This window comes from Rummeliibacillus sp. GQ308, assembly GCF_059759115.1.
In genome coordinates, this window is record NZ_JCAXDQ010000001.1 from 46,190 (window position 1) to 64,427 (window position 18,238).

An 18,238-nucleotide genomic window follows, 5' to 3' on the forward strand; every position below is an offset into this window, starting at 1 on the left:
ATATGACAACAGTCAATAAACGAGTACTTATGGACAAAGAAGCACCCAATCGTTCGACAAAAATTGTCAACGGCCGTTCATCTAACATTTTGAATTGGGATGATGTACGCTTTAGCTGGGCTTATCCTAAATACAAAAAAATGCTCGGTAATTTCTGGACGCCTTTTGAAATTAATATGAGCAATGACATCAAACAATTTTCTCAACTAACAGCAGATGAACAAGAATCATTCAAAAAAATTATCGGTTTGCTAGCATTACTAGATAGTATCCAAACAGATTATGCCGGCAAAGTAGCTGACTATTTAACAGATTCAAGCCTTAATGCCTTGATGATTATTCTGGCACAGCAAGAAGTCATCCATAATCATTCATACTCTTATATTCTTTCTAGCCTTGTATCAAAAGATGAACAAGATCGCATTTTCGACTTTTGGCGCACTGAGCCAATCCTAGAGAAACGTAATGACTTCGTGATTAAAGGCTATCGCCAATTTTCTGAGGAGCCAACTATCGAAAATATGCTTGATTCCGTTGTTTATGATGTGATTTTAGAAGGCCTGTTCTTCTATTCAGGATTCTCGTTCTTCTATCATCTTGCGCGCAACCAAAAAATGGTAGCAACAAGTACGATGATTAATTATATTAATCGTGATGAACAGCTTCATGTCGATCTCTTTGTAAAGATTTATAAAGAATTGTTGGAAGAATACCCTGAGTACAACACACCAGAGCGTGAAAAACATGTGCAAGCGATCTTTAAAGAAGCAGCACAGTTAGAAATTGAATGGGCACACGAAATTATCGGTGACAAGATCGAAGGGCTAGAGGTAGAAGATGTGGAAGATTACGTGTACTTCTATACTAATGTCCGCTGCAACCAATTAGGCTATGAACGTCCATTTGAAGGTTACCGCAAAAACCCAATGAAATGGATTAAAGCTTATGAGGATGTAGATCTTGGCAAGACAGATTTCTTTGAACAACGTTCACGTCAATATACAAAAGTTAATGTCCAAGACAATGGCTTTGATGAACTTTAATAAATAACTTTATAAATACCAAACGAGTACATCACTTACAAAAGTGATGTACTTTTTGTTTGCAGTTTTTACTGAAAATTGATAAATATCCTTTGCTTTTTAGTAAACCCTTGCTGGATTGCATGAGCTGAAAGCCTAGTAAGAAAAAAGTGATGGGGGAATTAATGCTAAATAGGACAGATTAGTTGATTAGTATAAAAGTGAAAACTAAAATTAACTTTGTAATTAATTATCAAAAATTTCACACAAGGGAATAAGGGGAGCATATTCATGATAAAAGGTATTTTTGAAACACATATAAATGTCAGTGATTATAAAAAATCTGCGGAGTTTTACGAGAAGCTGCTAAATATTATTCCATTATATGAAGATGCGGAACGAAAACTAAAGTTTTATTGGGTGGGACAACCTGGAGAGGCTATGCTAGGTATACGAGAGAACTATCCAAGTTCCTTAGTTCAAAGACAGCATTTTGCTTTCAGAGTAGATTTAAATGATATTTCTTCAGCGAAAGATTATTTGACCTCTTTGAACATTGAGACAACAAACTTTTTTGGAGAGAGTGCTGATAATTTATTAGTATTTCCTTTTATGCCAGCTGTATCTATCTACTTTGAAGACCCAGATGGTCACTCAATTGAATTTATTGCTATGCTAGATGATCAGCCAAAACCTGAATTAGAGATTATGCCCTGGAAAGAATGGGAAACGTTATGTTGTAGAGAGTGATTAAATAAAATAACTACAGTTGTCCAACTTTTAAGGCAACAAAAAGGATAGATGAATCAGCTATAACCATGCTGTTCATCTATCCTTTTTATATATAGAAAATATCAAAATTGATCTAAGTAAAAGTTCAGGCAAAAAGTCCATCCTGCCACAATAAAAGATCCAACGGCTAATACAAAAAAGAAAGTTCCAATAAGGCTTGTTTCTGACTCTTTTTTATCATTCATTGCGATCTTCCTCTCTGGCCGATTTTCTCTATTGTCAGAGTGCCCATTTAGGCATTAATGCATTCATAGAGATGAGAAAATATCGAGCGGGAGGACAAGAAAAAACTCTTTTTATTCCCTCTAAAAAAGATGGAATAAAAAGAGTTATGGTTCGTTTATAACTTAACCGGCGAAAAACAGAGCTAGTCATCACTAAACAAGTTAAATACGCCGCCGATGCCGCGTTCACCAACCTGTGAACCCCCAACTGTTTGAGGAGCAGCAGCAAATACACGACTTGCTAAGCGGCTAAATGGTAATGATTGAATCCAAACAGTGCCAGGTCCTTGCAGTGTTGCAAAGAATAAGCCTTCTCCGCCAAACAGAGCTGTTTTAACGCCGCCTACAGCTTCAATGCTATAATCAACGTTGCTTGTCATCGCAACCAAGCATCCTGTATCTACTCGTAGTCTTTCACCAGCTTGAAGATCTTTGCGGATAATCGTTCCGCCGGCATGGACAAATGCCATTCCGTCGCCTTCTAGCTTTTGCATGATAAAACCCTCGCCCCCAAAGAAGCCTGTGCCTAGTTTTCGTTGAAATTCTACGCCAATGGACACACCTTTTGCAGCAGCTAAGAATGCATCTTTTTGGCAGATGATTTTGCCATCGTAAATGCTTAAATCCATTGGTATAATTTTGCCGGGATAAGGAGCAGCAAATGAAACATGGCGTTTTCCCATATCTTCATTTGTGAAGGTCGTGATAAATAAGCTTTCTCCAGTAATCAAGCGTTTGCCGGCACCCATCAATTTGCCCATTAAGCCGCCGCCACCTCTACTTGAACCATCACCAAAAACAGTTTCCATCCGAATGCCGTCTTCCATCATCATAAGTGCGCCTGCTTCAGCCACCACTGTTTCATTTGGATCTAATTCCACTTCAACAAATTGCATATCATCGCCATATAATTTGTAATCAATTTCATGGTTATTCATAATCAAACCCTCCGAATCGTATAATCTATAACAAGTTACGTATGAGAGAATAAAAAAGTTCCGCAATATAATATTTTGAATAATAAAAATATTATACAAAGGATTTCCTCTTCTTATGTAGAATAGTAGAGCAAGAGGGTTGCAGATCGATCATACAACAAGGGGGAATAATGATGAGTATTCAATTAGAGCATTATATCGGAGGAAGATTTCTAGCAACAGAGGAAGAAAAATGGACAAGTGTGTTAAACCCAGCTAATGGAGAAGTATTGGCTGAGGTACCACTCGCCACAGAAGCAATCGTCAATGAAGCAGTGGCGCAAGCAAAGCAGGCGCAGCAAGAATGGGCTTTAGTGCCTGCACCGAAACGAGCGCAATATTTATATGCAATCGGCATGAAAATGCAGGAAAAGAAAGAACACCTCGCGACTGTCCTCACCAAAGAAATGGGAAAAGTGATTGAAGAGGGACGAGGCGAAGTACAAGAAGGCATTGATATGGCTTTCTATATGGCTGGAGAAGGCAGAAGATTATTCGGTGAAACTACCCCATCTGAACTTTCGAATAAATTCGCCATGAGCGTTCGAGCACCAATTGGTGTTGTCGGCTTAATCACACCTTGGAATTTCCCTGTAGCCATTGCGACGTGGAAGAGCTTCCCTGCAATCGTGGCAGGCAATACATTTGTATGGAAGCCAGCAACTGAAACACCAATGATGGCCTATGAAATGGCCAAAATCTTTGATGAGGTAGGCCTACCAAAAGGTGTCGCCAATATTGTTTTCGGTTCTGGCGGCGAAGTAGGAACGGCGCTGATTGAACATCCAGATGTCAAAGTCATCTCGTTCACAGGGTCCACCGAAACAGGCAGGAAAGTCGCTAGTCTTGGCGGACAGCATCTAAAAAAGGTATCCCTTGAAATGGGTGGGAAAAATGCGGTCATTGTCATGGCTGATGCTGATTTAGATCTAGCGGTAGATGGGATTTTGTGGAGTGCATTTGGAACAGCAGGGCAACGTTGCACCGCATGTAGCCGTGTTATTGTGCATAAAGATGTAAAGGAAGAATTAGAGCAGCGTTTGCTTGAGGCGATGAAACAGCTGTCAATCGGGGATGGATTAGATGAATCGGTCAAAGTTGGCCCTGTCATCAATCAAAAAGCTCTGGAAAAAATTCATTATTATGTGGAAGAAGGACAGAAAGAAGGAGCGAGGTTGCTTGCCGGAGGACATATTTTAACAGAACAACCTTATAGCCAAGGTCATTTTTATGCTCCGACTCTTTTCACTGATGTTGCACCGGATGCTCGCATTGCACAGGAAGAAATTTTTGGTCCTGTTGTTTCGCTAATTGCCGTAGCTGATTTAGAAGAAGCAATCCAAGTAAATAATAGCGTTCAGTATGGATTGTCTAGCTCGATCTTCACACAAGACATCAACAGTGCATTCAAAGCTCAGCGCGACTTGGATACTGGTATTGTCTATGTCAATGCAGGGACGACAGGGGCTGAAATCCATCTGCCTTTCGGTGGCACGAAGGGAACGGGCAATGGCCATAGAGATTCTGGTGTAGCTGCATTAGATGTGTATACCGAATGGAAGAGTGTCTACATTGATTACAGTGGTAAGCTGCAACGTGCACAAATTGATACAGAATAGATAGGAGGAAACAGGATGAAAATTGCCGTTTTGGGTGCTGGTTTAATGGGGAAAGAAGTAGCTCGTGATTTAGTGAGAAATCCAAATATAGAAAAAGTCTTTTTAGCGGATTTAAACAAAGAACAAGCGAAGCAATTTGCTGATACATTGCAGTCAGAGAAAGTAGAAGTATTACAGCTTGATGCAACGAATGATGAGCAATTGAAGTTGGTTATGTCAAAAGCGAATGTAGTCATTAATGCACTTTTCTACACGTTTAATGAGCGTGTTGCAAAGACTGCCATTGAAGTAGGGGTCCATTGTGTAGATCTTGGCGGCCATATTGGCGGAGCGACAGACCAAATTTTAAAATTAAACAGTGAAGCCCAAGCGAAGGGTGTTACGCTAATTCCCGATTTGGGTGTAGCACCTGGCATGATTAATATCCTGTCCGGTTTTGGTGCCTCTAAACTAGATCACGTGAAATCTATAAAAATCTATGTTGGCGGCATACCTGTAGAGAAGGAACCACCATTAGAGTATAATGTGGTATTTTCACTAGAAGGCGTGTTTGATCACTATACAGATCCATCTCATGTTGTGCGTAATGGCGTTTTACAAGAGATTCCATCTCTATCCGAAGTGGAGCCTTTCTATTTTAAAGGATTCAATGGCTTAGAGGCATTCCATACTTCTGGCGGCTTATCAACATTGCCGGAGTCATATCCAGATATCCAAACATTAGAATATAAGACGGTGCGTTATACAGGCCATGCCGAAAAATTCAAGTTACTCGTTGATCTAGGCCTTACAAACAAAGAAACAGAAGTAACAGTGAATGGGCAGAAGGTCAAGGCAAGGGATGTTTTACGCGAGGTACTGGAAAGTAAGATTGGTCTTGGCGATAAGCAAGATGCTGTACTATTGCGTGTAATTGTTAGCGGTGAAAGCAATGAAGAAGCTGTTTCCTATGAATATGAAATGGTAACATACAGAGACCAGGTGAATAACGAAACGGCTATGGCTCAAGCAACCGCGAATACTATTGCGGTAGTTGCCCAACTAGTTGGCGATGGCACAATTGATAAAAGAGGAGTCTACCCGCCAGAAAAAGTGGTACCAGGTGAAGCGTATATTAAAGAAATGGAGCATCGAGGGGTAAAGATTACTGAAATCAAGCACCGCTCAACAAGTATTGTAAAGGGCTAGTACGAATGGGTCTAATCCTGAGGGAAGCCTAAAGCGAAATGCAAATGAACGGATGAGTAAAATAATAAAGACCGAACAAATGTGAAAAAGTGTAAATTTCACATAGTGTTCGGTTTTTTTATTAGCTTCTACGCTCTGCTTATTTAACTAGTTATCTACCATTCTAAGAATGCAATTCGGGTACCGTCACAAATGTATAGCCTCTTTTCTCAAGGTACGTTAAGACAGCATCTAGTCCCTGTGCAGTGGATAGATGTATATCGTGCATCAACACGATGGCACCAGGGTAGACATCCTTTTTCACTTGAGATAAAAGTTTCTTTGAATTAAGGTATTTCCAATCCAGCGTGTCTACTGTCCATAAAACAATAGGTTGGGATGATTGGGCTTGAATTCGTTTATTATAAGCTCCATAAGGCGGTCTTAAAGCAAAAGGCATACAACCAGTAGCTTTTTTTATCTCTGCATTCGTTTGATTGATTTGTCGTTTAACTTTTTTAATCGGCAATGTTCTAAGATCAGGGTGAGAATAAGAATGGCTGCCAATTTCGTGGCCATCTGCGTACACTTTTTTGGCTACATTCGGATACTTATGGACTTGTTGTCCTAGCATAAAGAATGTGGCCTTAGCGTGATGCTTTCTTAATATGCGCAATACTTTAGGTGTTACCGTATTGCTAGGCCCGTCATCAAATGTCAAAGCAATTTTCTTTGCTGGTTGTTTCTTCTTAAAAGGTGGAGCGAGAATAGCGTTGGTGGTAGATGTTAAAGGGATAACATATTTTTTTATGCCCGTTATATTCTTAGAGAGCTCGCCTGGATTATAATAAATAATAAATGCGTTTTTTGTTAGAGCAAATTCTTGATAATTACCCCATATTGGCCGTGTGATATTTGTTACAGAAGCAGCATCGCGATGCGATTTTATCAGGCAATCGGACATGATTTCGCCTTTAACAGTCCTAGATAAAACGCCAAGATTTTGCTTTGTTTGAATAATATCTTGCAATAAGATGACTTTTTTGTTTTTATAATCATACATAAATGTTTTTACACACTTCCTCTTCTTGTTGAGAGTTTGTGTTAAAACAAATGAATAATAGTTCTTTTTATAGATAATCATTTTAGTAGATATCGTTAATTTGCTCTTTTTCCCTTTAGTATCTGTTGTCATCTGGTTTATTAAATAATCGTCTCGCATTTTATCAACAGAGTCGGTAACATTTTGATTAAATGCTTTATTAGGCGTTTTAGGAAACTGAATCGTGTAGGCAACATCTTTATCGGCTGCTTTTGCTTTTTCAGTCACCAAATAAATGCCTTCATGTTTTGTTTGTTTTTGCGTTGTGTTGGATACTATGTTTAGTTTATCTTTAGGATTGCTAGCAGGAGCTCCATGCTTCTGGTTAATCAGTGTTTTAGATACAAAAAATATAAGTGCCAAGATTGCAATACCCATCAAAATAAGTATAGAAAGGTAATACTTTTTTGGGTGATCATTAGTAGTCACTCCCGTACTTCCTCCTTAGGTGTGATAGTTTTATTCTACCCTATTCGACAGGAAAAGTGAGCAGAAAAATGTTAAATCTAACATTTTTGTTTAAAAAAGATAATTGAAGTATGAGGTGAAAGGTATTGATCGAAATAGCACAGGAAGAATTAGCTATTGATTGTTTTTTGCTAGCTGGACGTTTGTTAATCCAAAGCGGGGCTGAAACGTATCGAGCAGAAGATACGATGCTAAGAATGGCCAGTTCCCAAGGATTCACAGACGCTCAAAGCTTTGTCACACCAACGGGTATCATTTTTTCAGCGGGTCACAAAAGACCCACTCGAATTGCACAGATTGCAAGCCGTACAACGGACTTAGAGAAAATTGCAGTAGTCAATGCCATCTCAAGGAGATTGACCTCCGGTGCCATTACTGTTGGGGACGCGTATGAAGAACTTTTACGTTTAGAGAGGACGAATTTATTCTTCCCTGTTTGGGTGCAGCTGATAGCAGCAGCAACATCTAGCGGATGTTTTTTAATTTTATTCAATGGTAAGTGGGTTGATGTGCCATCAGCTATGGCAATCGGTGCATTTGGCTATTTAATTTATTTGGCTATGCATTCTTTAACAAGAGTGAAGTTCTTTGCAGAGTTTACAGCATCCTTGTTTATCGGCGTAGCAGCCATGCTTGTGTTAAAAGCAGGGTTAGGAGCACAGCTTGATAAGATTATTATCGGCTCGGTCATGCCGCTAGTTCCAGGGTTAGCAATTACCAATGCGGTGCGTGATCTAATGGCAGGTCATTTTGTTTCTGGTGTAGCAAAAGGGATGGAAGCTCTTTTGACCGCCTTTGCAATCGGAGCCGGCATAGCGCTCACATTGTCATTTTAGGAGATGTTTTGAATGGATTGGGTATATCAAGGAGTGCTAAGTTTTATAGGGACAGCTAGCTTTGGCGTTATTTTTAATGCGCCTAAGAAAACGCTGTTTCACTGTGGGCTTGTCGGCATGTGCGGGTGGTTAATTTATTTTGCATTTATGCAAAAGGGTGTCGATGCTGTGTTTGCTTCTTTTGCGGGTGCTTTCTTAATCGCGATTGCTGCCCATTTGTTGTCACGTCGATTTAAAACACCTATGATTGTATTTAGTGTTGCGGGAATTATTCCTCTTGTGCCAGGGGGTCTTGCTTATAATGCAATGCGCTCGATTGTTGAAAATGATTACGTCGAGAGCACGCAATATGGAGCGAAAGTGTTTATTATTGCTGGCGCTATTGTTATGGGGCTCGTATTCGCAGAAGTATTAATGCAGCTAGTTTTCAGAGCCATTCGGAAAAGGAAGGCTAGGATGATCAAAGCAGGTTAATTCCGCATATCTGTTTGTTCTTTAGCTATCACTCATATTTCACATATAATAAAACAGCAATTGAGCCCATTTGAAATGGTCCAATTGCTGTTATTTTTTTAAAACAACTTTTCAATGTCATCTGCATCCATTGGATAACCGACCAAGTAGCCTTGAATCGCATCACAACCATATTCTGCAAGAAGCTCTTTTTGTTCTTCTGTCTCAACACCTTCGGCTAAGACACCCATATGAATGGATTTGCCGAATTGTATCATGCCGTTAACAAGCTTTTGCGTTTTTGGCTGATAAGGCATGGATGATATAAAGGTTTGGTCTATCTTGAATTGAGAGAGCGGCAACATCTGCATGTAGCGGAACGAGGCATAACCTGTGCCAAAGTCATCAAGAACAAAACGGACACCATCATTATGCAGCTGCTTCATTTGTTTAATAATAGATTTTTCTGCTTCCGCTTCCAATGCAAACTTTTCGGTAATCTCTATTTGCAACAATTCTGCAGGGCAATTTGTGCGTTCTAATATGCTACTGATCTGTTTGGCCATATTTTTATCTCGAAATTCGCGCACAGATAAATTAATGCTGGCCTTAATGTTTAGACCAGATTCTTTCCATTGTGCAGCTTGCATACACACTTGCTCCAACATAAAGGTGCCAATATTATTAATCAACCCTGTCTCTTCCGCGATAGGGATTAGAACATCTGGCGCTACTGTGCCTATTTCTTTATCATCCCAGCGCACAAAAGCTTCCACGGCTATGATTTCTCCTGTATTTAAATCCAGCTGCGGTTGATAAGAAACTTTTAAATCTTGTTGGTTAAGCGCAACGAGCAGCCTTTTCTCGATAATGGACTTCGTATATAAAGCCTTATGATCTGCTGTTGAAAGGCTGCCAATCTGTGCGCCCCCTTCCGCTTGTATTTTCTTTAATGCAGTATAGGATGCTTTCATCAAATGAGAAAATGAAATTTGGTCATTTGGATACTTTGAAATACCGCCGCTAATTGAAATAGGGAATGCGCCATGATTGATATAAATCGGATGCTGTTCTAAATAAGACAGGAACCCTTGAATGAACCATTCACCAAGCGGTGTTAGGACGACAAACTCATCCATACTGACACGTGCAATGACACTGTCTTGAAAATATTTTTTTAAACGTTGAGTAAATTCCTGCAGGGCAATACGGTCTGCTTGGTCATTATAAATTTCTTTCAAAGAGTAGAATTTGTCGATGCTAAAATAAACGAGACTAAAATGATTTCTTTCTTCTATCATCGACTCAACTACTTGCTCAAGACGATTGCGGTTCATTAATCCAGTCTCTTGATCAATATAAGCAAATTTCTCTAGACGTTCCTGTAATTGTTTTTTGTCTGAAATATTATTTTCTAACAAAATATAATGTGAAGGGCCTTTTGCATTTTTTAGTGGGATTGCGGTTAAGTCGACCCAATAATGCTGTCCATCCTTTGTAATTTTTTCTGCCTCTCCATGCCACTGATTTCCCGTTTCTAGTGTCTTCCAAATATTATTGGCGAATTCCGTTGTTTTTGAATCAGAAGGGAAAAGCTGCCAAAATGATTTACCGAGAATCCTTTTTGGTGTCCATTTGCTTTGCTTTAAAAATAAAGGGTTCGCATAAGTAATCAACCCTTCTTGATCAAGTGCAGCCAACATAAAGGTCGAATCTAAATACTCATGTATGTTAGATATTTCATTAAGCACAAAATCAACGGCTTCTTCTTCGACTAATAAGAATTGGCAATGCACAAAGCTTTCATCGTTAATCGACAATGTATTAAGAATAAGAGAGATTTGGATAGGGTCTCCCTTTTTCTTTTGCAATAATATGTTATTTAGTTGTATAGGGACTTCTGACTGAAGGATATTTAGCCATCGGTCTTTAAATGTATTGGTATAATCTTTTACTATAAATGGAGGTGGATTGCCTTCCAGCTCTATTTCTGTATAGCCAAATGCTATCTCAGCTCCACGATTCCAAGAGACGATATTTCCTTTTGAATTTAAGATCATCATAGGGCAGGGCGTCTGACGAGTAAGTGGATGTACAGTAGGGTTTACATGCTGGGTTTCTCTCATAAATTATATTTCTCCTTGGAATTTCTATATTTTCTATTATAGTAAATTGAAAGGTATAAGTCATTAGTAACAGGGTATTTAGAGAAAAGTATTTTTTTGTGCCTTCGCATAGGAGAATTAAAATATATATCCCGAAATGTAAGACATTTGGTTTTACTTAAAGGTAAGTGATTGGTTATAAGGGGGTATAAAGAAGAGTTATGAATAGGTATATTTAACTTACTCATTATACATATATTATTAATAAATTGCTTATTGTGTCGCTTTAAAATGTAAAATCAATTTTATTTCGTAAATCGAACAGTTATGTGATAATAAATAAAAACTCTAGAAAAGAAGGGAGGAGATTAATAGTGAAAACTATTATTGGCTTCATTAAAGCTTATAAAGTGCCGGCTAGCATCGCGCTTTTATTGATGCTCATTGAATTAATGGTTGAGTTGGCACAGCCACTGCTTATTCGGAAAATTATTGATGAAGGAATTGTTGAGAGCGATATACATACCATTTGGTTTTGGGGCACCATTATGCTATTGCTTGCGTTACTTGCCTTTTTTGCTGGGATTATTAATTCCTTTTTCTCGGGGTATGCTGCACAGAATCTTGCATTTGATTTGCGTACAGCTTTGTTCCGTAAAGTACAATCCTTTAGCATGACAACGTTTTTGCGGTTTCCGACTGCTAGCCTTATCACTCGGATGACGAATGATGTCACACAAGTACAGCAAGTATTTTTTATGAGCTTACGTGTTATGTTGCGGACTCCTTTGGTCGTTATTGGTAGTTTAATTATGGCTTTTTATATCAATCCATCGCTTGCTCTGTATCTTGTTGTAGGTGTACCTTTTTTGCTGATATTCATGTATCTTATGGTGAAAAAAAGCATCAAGCAATTCTCAGCGGTACAAAAGCGTGTAGACAGGATTAATACAATGATTCAAGAAAACCTTCAGGCGATTCGTTTAATTAAAGCCTATTTTAGAGGGAAATATGAAGGGTCACGTTTTGAAAAAGCAGCATTCCTTTTAAAACATGATACATCAAAGGCTTTGCGTTTGATGGAGTATATCCAACCCATTTTATTAATCGTTATGAATATCGCATTACTGGCGGTTTTATGGTTTGGAGCAGGGAAAGTGAGTACTGGACATGCAAAGATTGGTGACTTGGCGGCAATTGTCAATTATACCATGCGCCTAACAGGTTCCTTTTCGATGTTTTCGTTTATTATTATGCTCTTTTCAAGAGCAAAGGCATCTGCTGATCGCATGGAAGAAATCCTCTTGGCTGAAGACATGCCAAAAGAAAAAATACCATATAACGATGTATTAAAAGAAGATAAGGACGACGTTATTGAATTCAAAAATGTATCTTTCCATTACCCAGGCACAACAACATATGCCTTACAAAATATTTCTTTCACATGCAGAAAGGGCGAAAAAATTGCCATCATGGGTGCAACAGGTTCTGGAAAATCGACTATTTTTCAATTGCTTCTAAAATTCTATGATTGTTCAGAAGGTGAAATCTTTGTGAATGGTCGTAATATTACTGATTGGAAGGCAGAAGAGCTACGTCAATACCTAGGATACGTACCACAGCAATCTTTGTTGTTCACAGGAACAATTGCTGAAAATATGAGGTGGGGCGCAACAACGGCTACGCAGGAAGATATAGAGAAAGCTGCTGTTCAAGCCCAAATCCATACGTCCGTCACACGTTTCCCAAACAAATATCAAACAAGAGTGGGACAAAAAGGCGTCAATCTTTCGGGTGGACAGAAACAGCGTTTATCCATCGCTAGAGCCATTTTACGGAAGTCTCCTATTCTTTTATTCGATGATAGTACAAGTGCTCTCGATGTAAAGACGGAAGCAGCATTATGGGAAGAACTCGACACCATATCTGCTACGATGCTTGTCATTACTCAAAAAATCCAAACAGCGAAAGGTGCGAATCGTATTCTACTGCTAGACAATGGGGCGGTAGCTGCCTTCGGTACACATCAAGAATTGCTGGGCAGCTCAACGCTCTATAGCAAAATCGTCAGGTCTCAAGCAGAGGGGGAGAAATATAATGATTAAAAATTGGTTTCGGTCCTATATGTATGAGCCTGTTTTAACAAAAGAAGAAATTCAATCCTCCAAAAAGAAAAAAGGTTCAAAAGCGGCCAATTGGCGTAGGACACTAGGCGGCATTTGGAAGCTAGTGGATGAACAGCGCGGGTTGCTGATCTTCGTGCTACTCATGGTCATCGTTAGCTCGATTCTATCCTTGCTCGGCCCCTACTTGATTGGAAAAATCATAGATGATTATCTTGTAGAAAAGAGATACGGCGGACTCAAATCTATCATTGGCATTCTTGTCGCTGTATACGTTGGCTTGTCTCTGTCTCTGTTTTTACAAAATTATTGGATGATTGGCATCGCTCAACAAACAGTGTATCGCATGCGTACAAGTCTTTTTTCAAAACTCCAAAGACTGCCTATTTCGTTTTTCGACCAACGGCAGCATGGAGATTTAATGAGCCGGATGACCAATGACATAGATAATATTAGTTCTACGCTTAACAGCACCTTTATTCAAGTATTCTCGAGTACATTGATATTGATAGGTACTGTGGTTGTCATGGTTTCGATGAGCCCCCTCCTAACGCTCCTTACGATGGTGATTATTCCCATCATGTTTGTTTCCACCCGCTTCATTACACGGCGGACGGGAAGACTCTTTAAAAGGCAGCAAGAGGCGCTCGGTATGCTGAATGGAATGATCGAAGAAACGATTTCAGGTCAACGTATTGTAAAAGCCTTCTCTCAGGAGGAGCGTGTGATTGAAGACTTTGCAGAAAAATCCAGTGAATTGCGGCGTATTGGCTACTGGGCAAATGTGTATTCTGGAGCGATTCCAAAAGTGATGAATTTCCTGAATAACGCAAGCTTTGCGATCGTGGCTGGCGCCGGTGGTATTCTTGCTTATAATGGATATGTTTCGATTGGTACAATTGTCGTTTTTGCGGAATATGCACGCCAATTTACAAGGCCTTTAAATGATTTAGCCAACCAATTTAACAATATTTTATCTGCGATTGCCGGAGCAGAGCGAGTTTTCGTCATTTTGGATGAAGAAGATGAGCAAGATGAAGCAAAGCATCAACCATATAAAAAGATTCAGGGAGATGTTCGCTTTAAAGATGTCTCTTTTAAATATAATGCAGAAGAAGAAGCGTACACATTATCGCATATCAATTTTCATGTGAAAGAGGGTCAGACAGCGGCGCTTGTTGGTGCTACCGGGGCAGGGAAGACAACGATTATGCAGCTTCTTGCCCGCTTTTATGACGCTCAAGAAGGCAGCATTCTGATAGATGGAGCCCCTATCTCTTCATATGCAAGAGAAACGATACGAAGCCAGATGGCATTTGTCCTGCAGGAGCCATTCTTATTCCAAGCAACCATTATGGAAAACATTCGGTATGGAAATTTGGATGCAACAGATGAAGAGGTAATAGAAGCGGCCAAAAGAGCAAATGCCCATCATTTTATCATGTCTTTACCAGATGGATATAACACAGAATTAGCAATGGATGGCGGCGAAATCAGCCAAGGTCAAAAACAATTGCTTTCAATTGCTAGAGCCCTTGTAGCAGGACCTTCTATACTATTGCTAGATGAGGCAACAAGCAGCATTGATACGGTTACAGAATTAGAAATACAAGAAGCGCTCGAACGGTTGATGGAAGGACGCACAAGTTTCGTCATTGCCCATCGATTAAATACGGTGAAGAAAGCCGATGTTATATTTGTAATGGAGCAAGGACAATTAGTAGAATCAGGCAGCAGGCAAGAATTAATTCAGAAAAAAGGCATATTCTATCAGATGCTGCAAAACAATAATGAATAGGGGACAAGGAAACTTATGGATATATACGTAATGAGGGCAACTTATCCCGTAGATGATGAGACAATTCAAGAGGTCAAAGATTTACTAGAAGCATCTCAGGAATTAAATAAAGATCTGTCGCTATTAATGAAAGAGGATCTTTGGAAGAATGCTGAATGCAAAGGGTTTATGATACTGGCATATAATGAACAGGACCAATTGCTCGGCGTCTTATGCGCAAGCGATATGTTTGGCTTCAACACATATGAATGGTCAATAGCAGTTCATCCGCAATTCCGACGAATCGGAATTGGAACAGCCATTTTCCAAGCATTCGCTAATGCCCTTCTTGAAAGAGGTGCGATGGGCGATATGGCAGTTGCTTATCATGAAGAAGCGAGTGCTTTATTTTTAGAAAAACTGGGTTATGACTTTAGTTCGGCAGAAGCAACGCTACAGGCATTGCCCCAACTTCATCCAGAAAATTGGAATAGAACCATCCGACCATATAAAGAAGATGACAAGAATAAGGTCATAGCACTTATGCAAGAGGGCTTTTCAGATTTACCTGAAGAGACGGAAGAGCTGATCTATTATAATACAAATACAGAAGGCCGAATGCTATACATGGTAGATGAGTTGGATGAGAGCGTTGCGACTGTGACGCTGGCAGAAGAAAGAGAAAGTCTTTGGATTACTGCATTTGTAGTCGGAGAAGAACATCAAAAAAGAGGGATAGGCTCTGAAGTCTTGCAATGGGTAAGACATAAAGCTTCTGAAAAAGGGATGGAATCTGTCCTTTTAGATGTAGAAGTAGAAAATCAAAACGCACTTCGCATTTATCAGAACAATGATTTTACTATCATCCAACAGATTGATTATTTTGTGAAAAACAATAAGTAAGATAAAATATATTATAAATGTTCTGTAAATTTTAGGTTAAAATTAACACTAAAAAGGGTTAAATGGGATATACTTTGGGTAAGAGTCTTCATAAGATGGACTATCACATGCTTTTAGGGGGTTTTTGGTATGAGGCTACCTGCATTGCGTAAAGCGGAAGGCGGACACAAAAATTTATTAAGCCATGTACTTGGCAAAGTATTGCATTTTAGACCAGTTAAAACTCGCTTAAAAAAGAGCTATTATCCTATTCCTAATCGAAAGTAAACCTGCAAAAAGAAAGCTTGTGAATGAATTAAGGCTACATCTGTATACTCAGATGTAGCCTTATTTTTAACCTAAGGAACGCTCATTTAACTAAATTAGGCAACTTATTAAAAGTAATCTATAGATTAGTCTTCTAATAGTAGATCTTTCTTTTTAGGAGCAACCAAATGTAACTCATGCATGGCGCGTGTAAGTGCCACATATAAAAGCTTACGATCAAGTGCTGTATCATAAAAGGCTTCGTCAATCGCAGCAATGATAACGGCATCGAACTCTAGTCCCTTTGATAAATAACTTGGGACAATAAGTAGCGCATCTGGATCGATGGCTGATGACTCCTCTAGTGTCTGAATATGTAGGCCTTCTTTTGAAAGTACCTTCGCTGCTTTCTTGGCATCCTCCGCCGTTTTGCAAATCAATGCAATGGAGCGATGACCATTACCTCTGATTTCTTCATACAGTTCCGCTAGTTGTTTAGGCTCCCATTTCTCCATTGGATGGAAAGCGGGCTCTTCTCCATGCCGCACAACAGGTTCAACGAGGGGAAGGTCCTCGTCCATTTGCTGAAGCACTTCGTTGGCAACATTCATAATTTCAATAGTTGTTCGATAACTCTTTTGCAATGTCTTATAGCTTGCGCGGGGAAAAAGTTCACGTACAGGGTCCCATTCAGTGAGAGATCGGTAACTGTGAATTCCTTGTGCAAGATCACCGACCATTGTAAACATGTCAGTCTCTAAGCCTTCTTTTAAAGCAGCTAGCTGGAACAAGCTATAATCCTGTACTTCGTCAATGAAGACAACTTTCATTTTCCATTCATCTTTAACGCCTTTAATACGGGCGTGTAAATAGTACAGCGCAGCAAGGTCTTCCAATGTCCAAGTTTCCTTTTCATGTGCTTTTAAGAACTGCTCCTGCATTTCCTTCGTAAAGCTTGGAGCTAATTCCTGCAGAAGTACTGGGTCTGTTAAAAATGTACGGTAAAGCACTTTAATCTTGTATTTATCAAAGCGTTTCATATAACGGGAAACAACAGTCTTTGCTTCTTTCTCGACTTGCGGTAGTCGCTCATCACGCTCATCGATCCATTTGGTGACAACTTCTTTTCGTTTCGCATCATCCCGGATGCCAAAGATGGAGCGATCTAATATATCATCGTAGCGTTTTTTTAATGTGTAAATCAGCTGTTTTTTCTTTTGTCGAATATGGTTTTGTAAAACAGAACGAATTTTTGCGAGTCTTTTTTCTATGGGCATATATTGATAGTCTTCTAAAAAAAGTCTGCGTAGGTGTGATGCTTTCATCATGCGGAATTTTTCAATATAAATATCCTCAAATTGGTCTGCTATTTGCCATTCAAGTTTCTTAATATAACGATTCATTATTTCAAGATATTGCATCGTGCCTTTCATTCTTGTAATCCAGCTGTATTCCTCTACACTATGGATGGCATTCTCCAACTGTTCATTAGCGTTTTGAATTTTAACCTTGATGTTTGTGGCCTTTTGAACATACTCTGCAAAGGTCGTTTGACAAATTTGTCCTACACCAAGCTCTGGCAGTACATCCGCTATATAGTCTATAAATAGACGGTTTGGCGCCAAAATCATTAAATTCTGTGGTTTAAAATGTTCGCCCATTGTATATAAGAAATAAGAAATACGGTGAAGGGCTATCGTAGTTTTTCCACTACCCGCTGCGCCTTGGACAAGAATAGGCTGCTTTAAATGTGCCCGAATGATTTCATTCTGCTCCGCTTGGATGGTCGACACGATTTCTGTTAAGCGTACATCTGCTTTTCCAGCAAGCGCATCCTGTAACAGTTCATCGTTTGTTGTCAGATCAATATCGCGGACATCCAGCAGCTTGCCATTTTCAATTTTGTACTGGCGCTTTGAAAAGAGATGGCCCTTCAATTCTTCATCATTTACCATATAGGTAAGGTCACCTAAACGTCCATCATAATAAACATTGGCAACAGGTGATCTCCAATCTACAATAATCGGTTCTTGTGAATCTCGGTCAAAGAGAGAGGTCTTACCTATATATAGCTTCTCTGCCGGCTCATTTTCCTTTTGAAAATGAATTCGCGCAAAATAGGGTTTTTGTTTTATCGCTTCGAGTCCTTCTTTTTGGTTCTTTGCCATATCAAAGAACCTCGTGTTGGTTAATATATTTTGGTAGCTAAGACTGGAATCGAGATATTCCAAATCGGACATTGCAGAGCGAAGATTTGCTTGGGCAGCTTCAAGCTCACTTTCTGATTCATTTAGTAGCTTCTGCATATAATATTTCGTATAAGAAAGATGTTGTTCTTCTTCGTTGAAATCCGGATGTTTTGCCAAAATAAGGACCCCCTTTTGCTTAAATAGGTACTGATTATTATATAAGAAAATAACTTTG

At 39.3% G+C, this 18,238-nt stretch carries 15 protein-coding genes; 10 read left to right on the forward strand and 5 right to left on the reverse strand.

The window, feature by feature from the left end; genetic code table 11:
- Nucleotides 1-2 precede the first annotated feature (2 nt).
- Together AC6CHJ_RS00260 and AC6CHJ_RS00265 are read left to right on the forward strand one after the other, a co-directional pair.
- A complete protein-coding gene (locus tag AC6CHJ_RS00260) occupies nt 3-1,043 on the forward strand; it encodes a ribonucleotide-diphosphate reductase subunit beta (protein ID WP_066791519.1) in 1,041 nt (346 codons plus the stop codon).
- Between the two features lie 270 nt (nt 1,044-1,313).
- Nucleotides 1,314-1,772: a VOC family protein gene (locus AC6CHJ_RS00265; RefSeq protein ID WP_249775202.1), complete on the forward strand. Its 459-nt coding sequence runs from the start codon at nt 1,314-1,316 to the stop codon at nt 1,770-1,772.
- A gap of 104 nt (nt 1,773-1,876) precedes the next feature.
- Here AC6CHJ_RS00265 and AC6CHJ_RS00270 read toward each other — a convergent pair whose 3' ends face one another.
- Together AC6CHJ_RS00270 and AC6CHJ_RS00275 are read right to left on the reverse strand one after the other, a co-directional pair.
- Nucleotides 1,877-1,999: a hypothetical protein gene (locus AC6CHJ_RS00270; protein ID WP_256366249.1), complete on the reverse strand. Its 123-nt coding sequence runs from the start codon at nt 1,997-1,999 to the stop codon at nt 1,877-1,879.
- A gap of 182 nt (nt 2,000-2,181) precedes the next feature.
- Complete coding sequence (locus tag AC6CHJ_RS00275; protein ID WP_066791523.1) at nt 2,182-2,976, reverse strand: TIGR00266 family protein; 795 nt, start codon at nt 2,974-2,976, stop codon at nt 2,182-2,184.
- A 179-nt stretch (nt 2,977-3,155) separates the two neighbouring features.
- Here AC6CHJ_RS00275 and AC6CHJ_RS00280 point away from each other — a divergent pair, with 179 nt between their 5' ends.
- Together AC6CHJ_RS00280 and AC6CHJ_RS00285 are read left to right on the forward strand one after the other, a co-directional pair.
- Complete coding sequence (locus AC6CHJ_RS00280; protein WP_249775961.1) at nt 3,156-4,634, forward strand: aldehyde dehydrogenase family protein; 1,479 nt, start codon at nt 3,156-3,158, stop codon at nt 4,632-4,634.
- Nucleotides 4,635-4,649: 15 nt separating this feature from the next.
- Entirely contained in the window at nt 4,650-5,822 is a 1,173-nt protein-coding gene (locus tag AC6CHJ_RS00285) for a saccharopine dehydrogenase family protein (RefSeq protein ID WP_249775203.1), read from the forward strand.
- 163 nt (nt 5,823-5,985) lie between these two features.
- Here the strand turns inward: AC6CHJ_RS00285 and AC6CHJ_RS00290 are convergent, their stop codons facing one another.
- On the reverse strand, nt 5,986-7,332 hold the full coding sequence (locus tag AC6CHJ_RS00290; RefSeq protein WP_498286959.1) for a polysaccharide deacetylase family protein: 1,347 nt from the start codon (nt 7,330-7,332) through the stop codon (nt 5,986-5,988).
- A 134-nt stretch (nt 7,333-7,466) separates the two neighbouring features.
- Between AC6CHJ_RS00290 and AC6CHJ_RS00295 the strand changes: the two genes are divergently transcribed.
- Entirely contained in the window at nt 7,467-8,207 is a 741-nt protein-coding gene (locus tag AC6CHJ_RS00295) for a threonine/serine exporter family protein (protein WP_066792061.1), read from the forward strand.
- A 12-nt stretch (nt 8,208-8,219) separates the two neighbouring features.
- Nucleotides 8,220-8,681, forward strand: a complete 462-nt coding sequence (locus AC6CHJ_RS00300) for a threonine/serine exporter family protein (RefSeq protein WP_147195605.1) — start codon at nt 8,220-8,222, stop codon at nt 8,679-8,681.
- 98 nt (nt 8,682-8,779) lie between these two features.
- On the opposite strand, the gene AC6CHJ_RS00305 is transcribed toward AC6CHJ_RS00300, so the two are convergent.
- Entirely contained in the window at nt 8,780-10,786 is a 2,007-nt protein-coding gene (locus AC6CHJ_RS00305; protein WP_147195603.1) for a sensor domain-containing protein, read from the reverse strand.
- 353 nt (nt 10,787-11,139) lie between these two features.
- Here AC6CHJ_RS00305 and AC6CHJ_RS00310 point away from each other — a divergent pair, with 353 nt between their 5' ends.
- The 4 genes from AC6CHJ_RS00310 (at nt 11,140) to AC6CHJ_RS00325 (ending at nt 15,835) form a co-directional block, all read left to right on the forward strand.
- Nucleotides 11,140-12,870 (forward strand): ABC transporter ATP-binding protein, encoded by a 1,731-nt coding sequence (locus tag AC6CHJ_RS00310; protein WP_498286960.1) that lies wholly within the window; start codon nt 11,140-11,142, stop codon nt 12,868-12,870.
- Nucleotides 12,863-14,686 carry an ABC transporter ATP-binding protein gene (locus AC6CHJ_RS00315; RefSeq protein WP_498286961.1) on the forward strand — a complete coding sequence of 608 codons (1,824 nt, stop codon included), beginning with the start codon at nt 12,863-12,865 and terminating at the stop codon, nt 14,684-14,686. Before AC6CHJ_RS00310 ends, AC6CHJ_RS00315 begins: the two co-directional genes overlap by 8 nt.
- Nucleotides 14,687-14,701: 15 nt before the next feature.
- Entirely contained in the window at nt 14,702-15,568 is an 867-nt protein-coding gene (locus AC6CHJ_RS00320) for a GNAT family N-acetyltransferase (RefSeq protein WP_498286962.1), read from the forward strand.
- Nucleotides 15,569-15,697: 129 nt separating this feature from the next.
- Entirely contained in the window at nt 15,698-15,835 is a 138-nt protein-coding gene (locus AC6CHJ_RS00325; RefSeq protein WP_158512613.1) for a hypothetical protein, read from the forward strand.
- 125 nt (nt 15,836-15,960) lie between these two features.
- Here AC6CHJ_RS00325 and helD read toward each other — a convergent pair whose 3' ends face one another.
- Nucleotides 15,961-18,183 (reverse strand): RNA polymerase recycling motor HelD, encoded by a 2,223-nt coding sequence (gene helD, locus AC6CHJ_RS00330; protein ID WP_498288493.1) that lies wholly within the window; start codon nt 18,181-18,183, stop codon nt 15,961-15,963.
- Between the last annotated feature and the right edge of the window lie 55 nt (nt 18,184-18,238).

Excerpts from the sequence above, each read along its gene's own strand:
- AC6CHJ_RS00260 (WP_066791519.1), top strand. The coding sequence starts at position 3 with ATGACAACAGTCAATAAACGAGTACTTATGGACAAAGAAGCACCCAAT.
- AC6CHJ_RS00265 (WP_249775202.1), top strand. The coding sequence starts at position 1,314 with ATGATAAAAGGTATTTTTGAAACACATATAAATGTCAGTGATTATAAA.
- AC6CHJ_RS00270 (WP_256366249.1), bottom strand. The coding sequence starts at position 1,999 with ATGAATGATAAAAAAGAGTCAGAAACAAGCCTTATTGGAACTTTCTTT.
- AC6CHJ_RS00275 (WP_066791523.1), bottom strand. The coding sequence starts at position 2,976 with ATGAATAACCATGAAATTGATTACAAATTATATGGCGATGATATGCAA.
- AC6CHJ_RS00285 (WP_249775203.1), top strand. The coding sequence starts at position 4,650 with ATGAAAATTGCCGTTTTGGGTGCTGGTTTAATGGGGAAAGAAGTAGCT.
- AC6CHJ_RS00300 (WP_147195605.1), top strand. The coding sequence starts at position 8,220 with ATGGATTGGGTATATCAAGGAGTGCTAAGTTTTATAGGGACAGCTAGC.
- AC6CHJ_RS00305 (WP_147195603.1), bottom strand. The coding sequence starts at position 10,786 with ATGAGAGAAACCCAGCATGTAAACCCTACTGTACATCCACTTACTCGT.
- AC6CHJ_RS00315 (WP_498286961.1), top strand. The coding sequence starts at position 12,863 with ATGATTAAAAATTGGTTTCGGTCCTATATGTATGAGCCTGTTTTAACA.
- AC6CHJ_RS00320 (WP_498286962.1), top strand. The coding sequence starts at position 14,702 with ATGGATATATACGTAATGAGGGCAACTTATCCCGTAGATGATGAGACA.
- AC6CHJ_RS00325 (WP_158512613.1), top strand. The coding sequence starts at position 15,698 with ATGAGGCTACCTGCATTGCGTAAAGCGGAAGGCGGACACAAAAATTTA.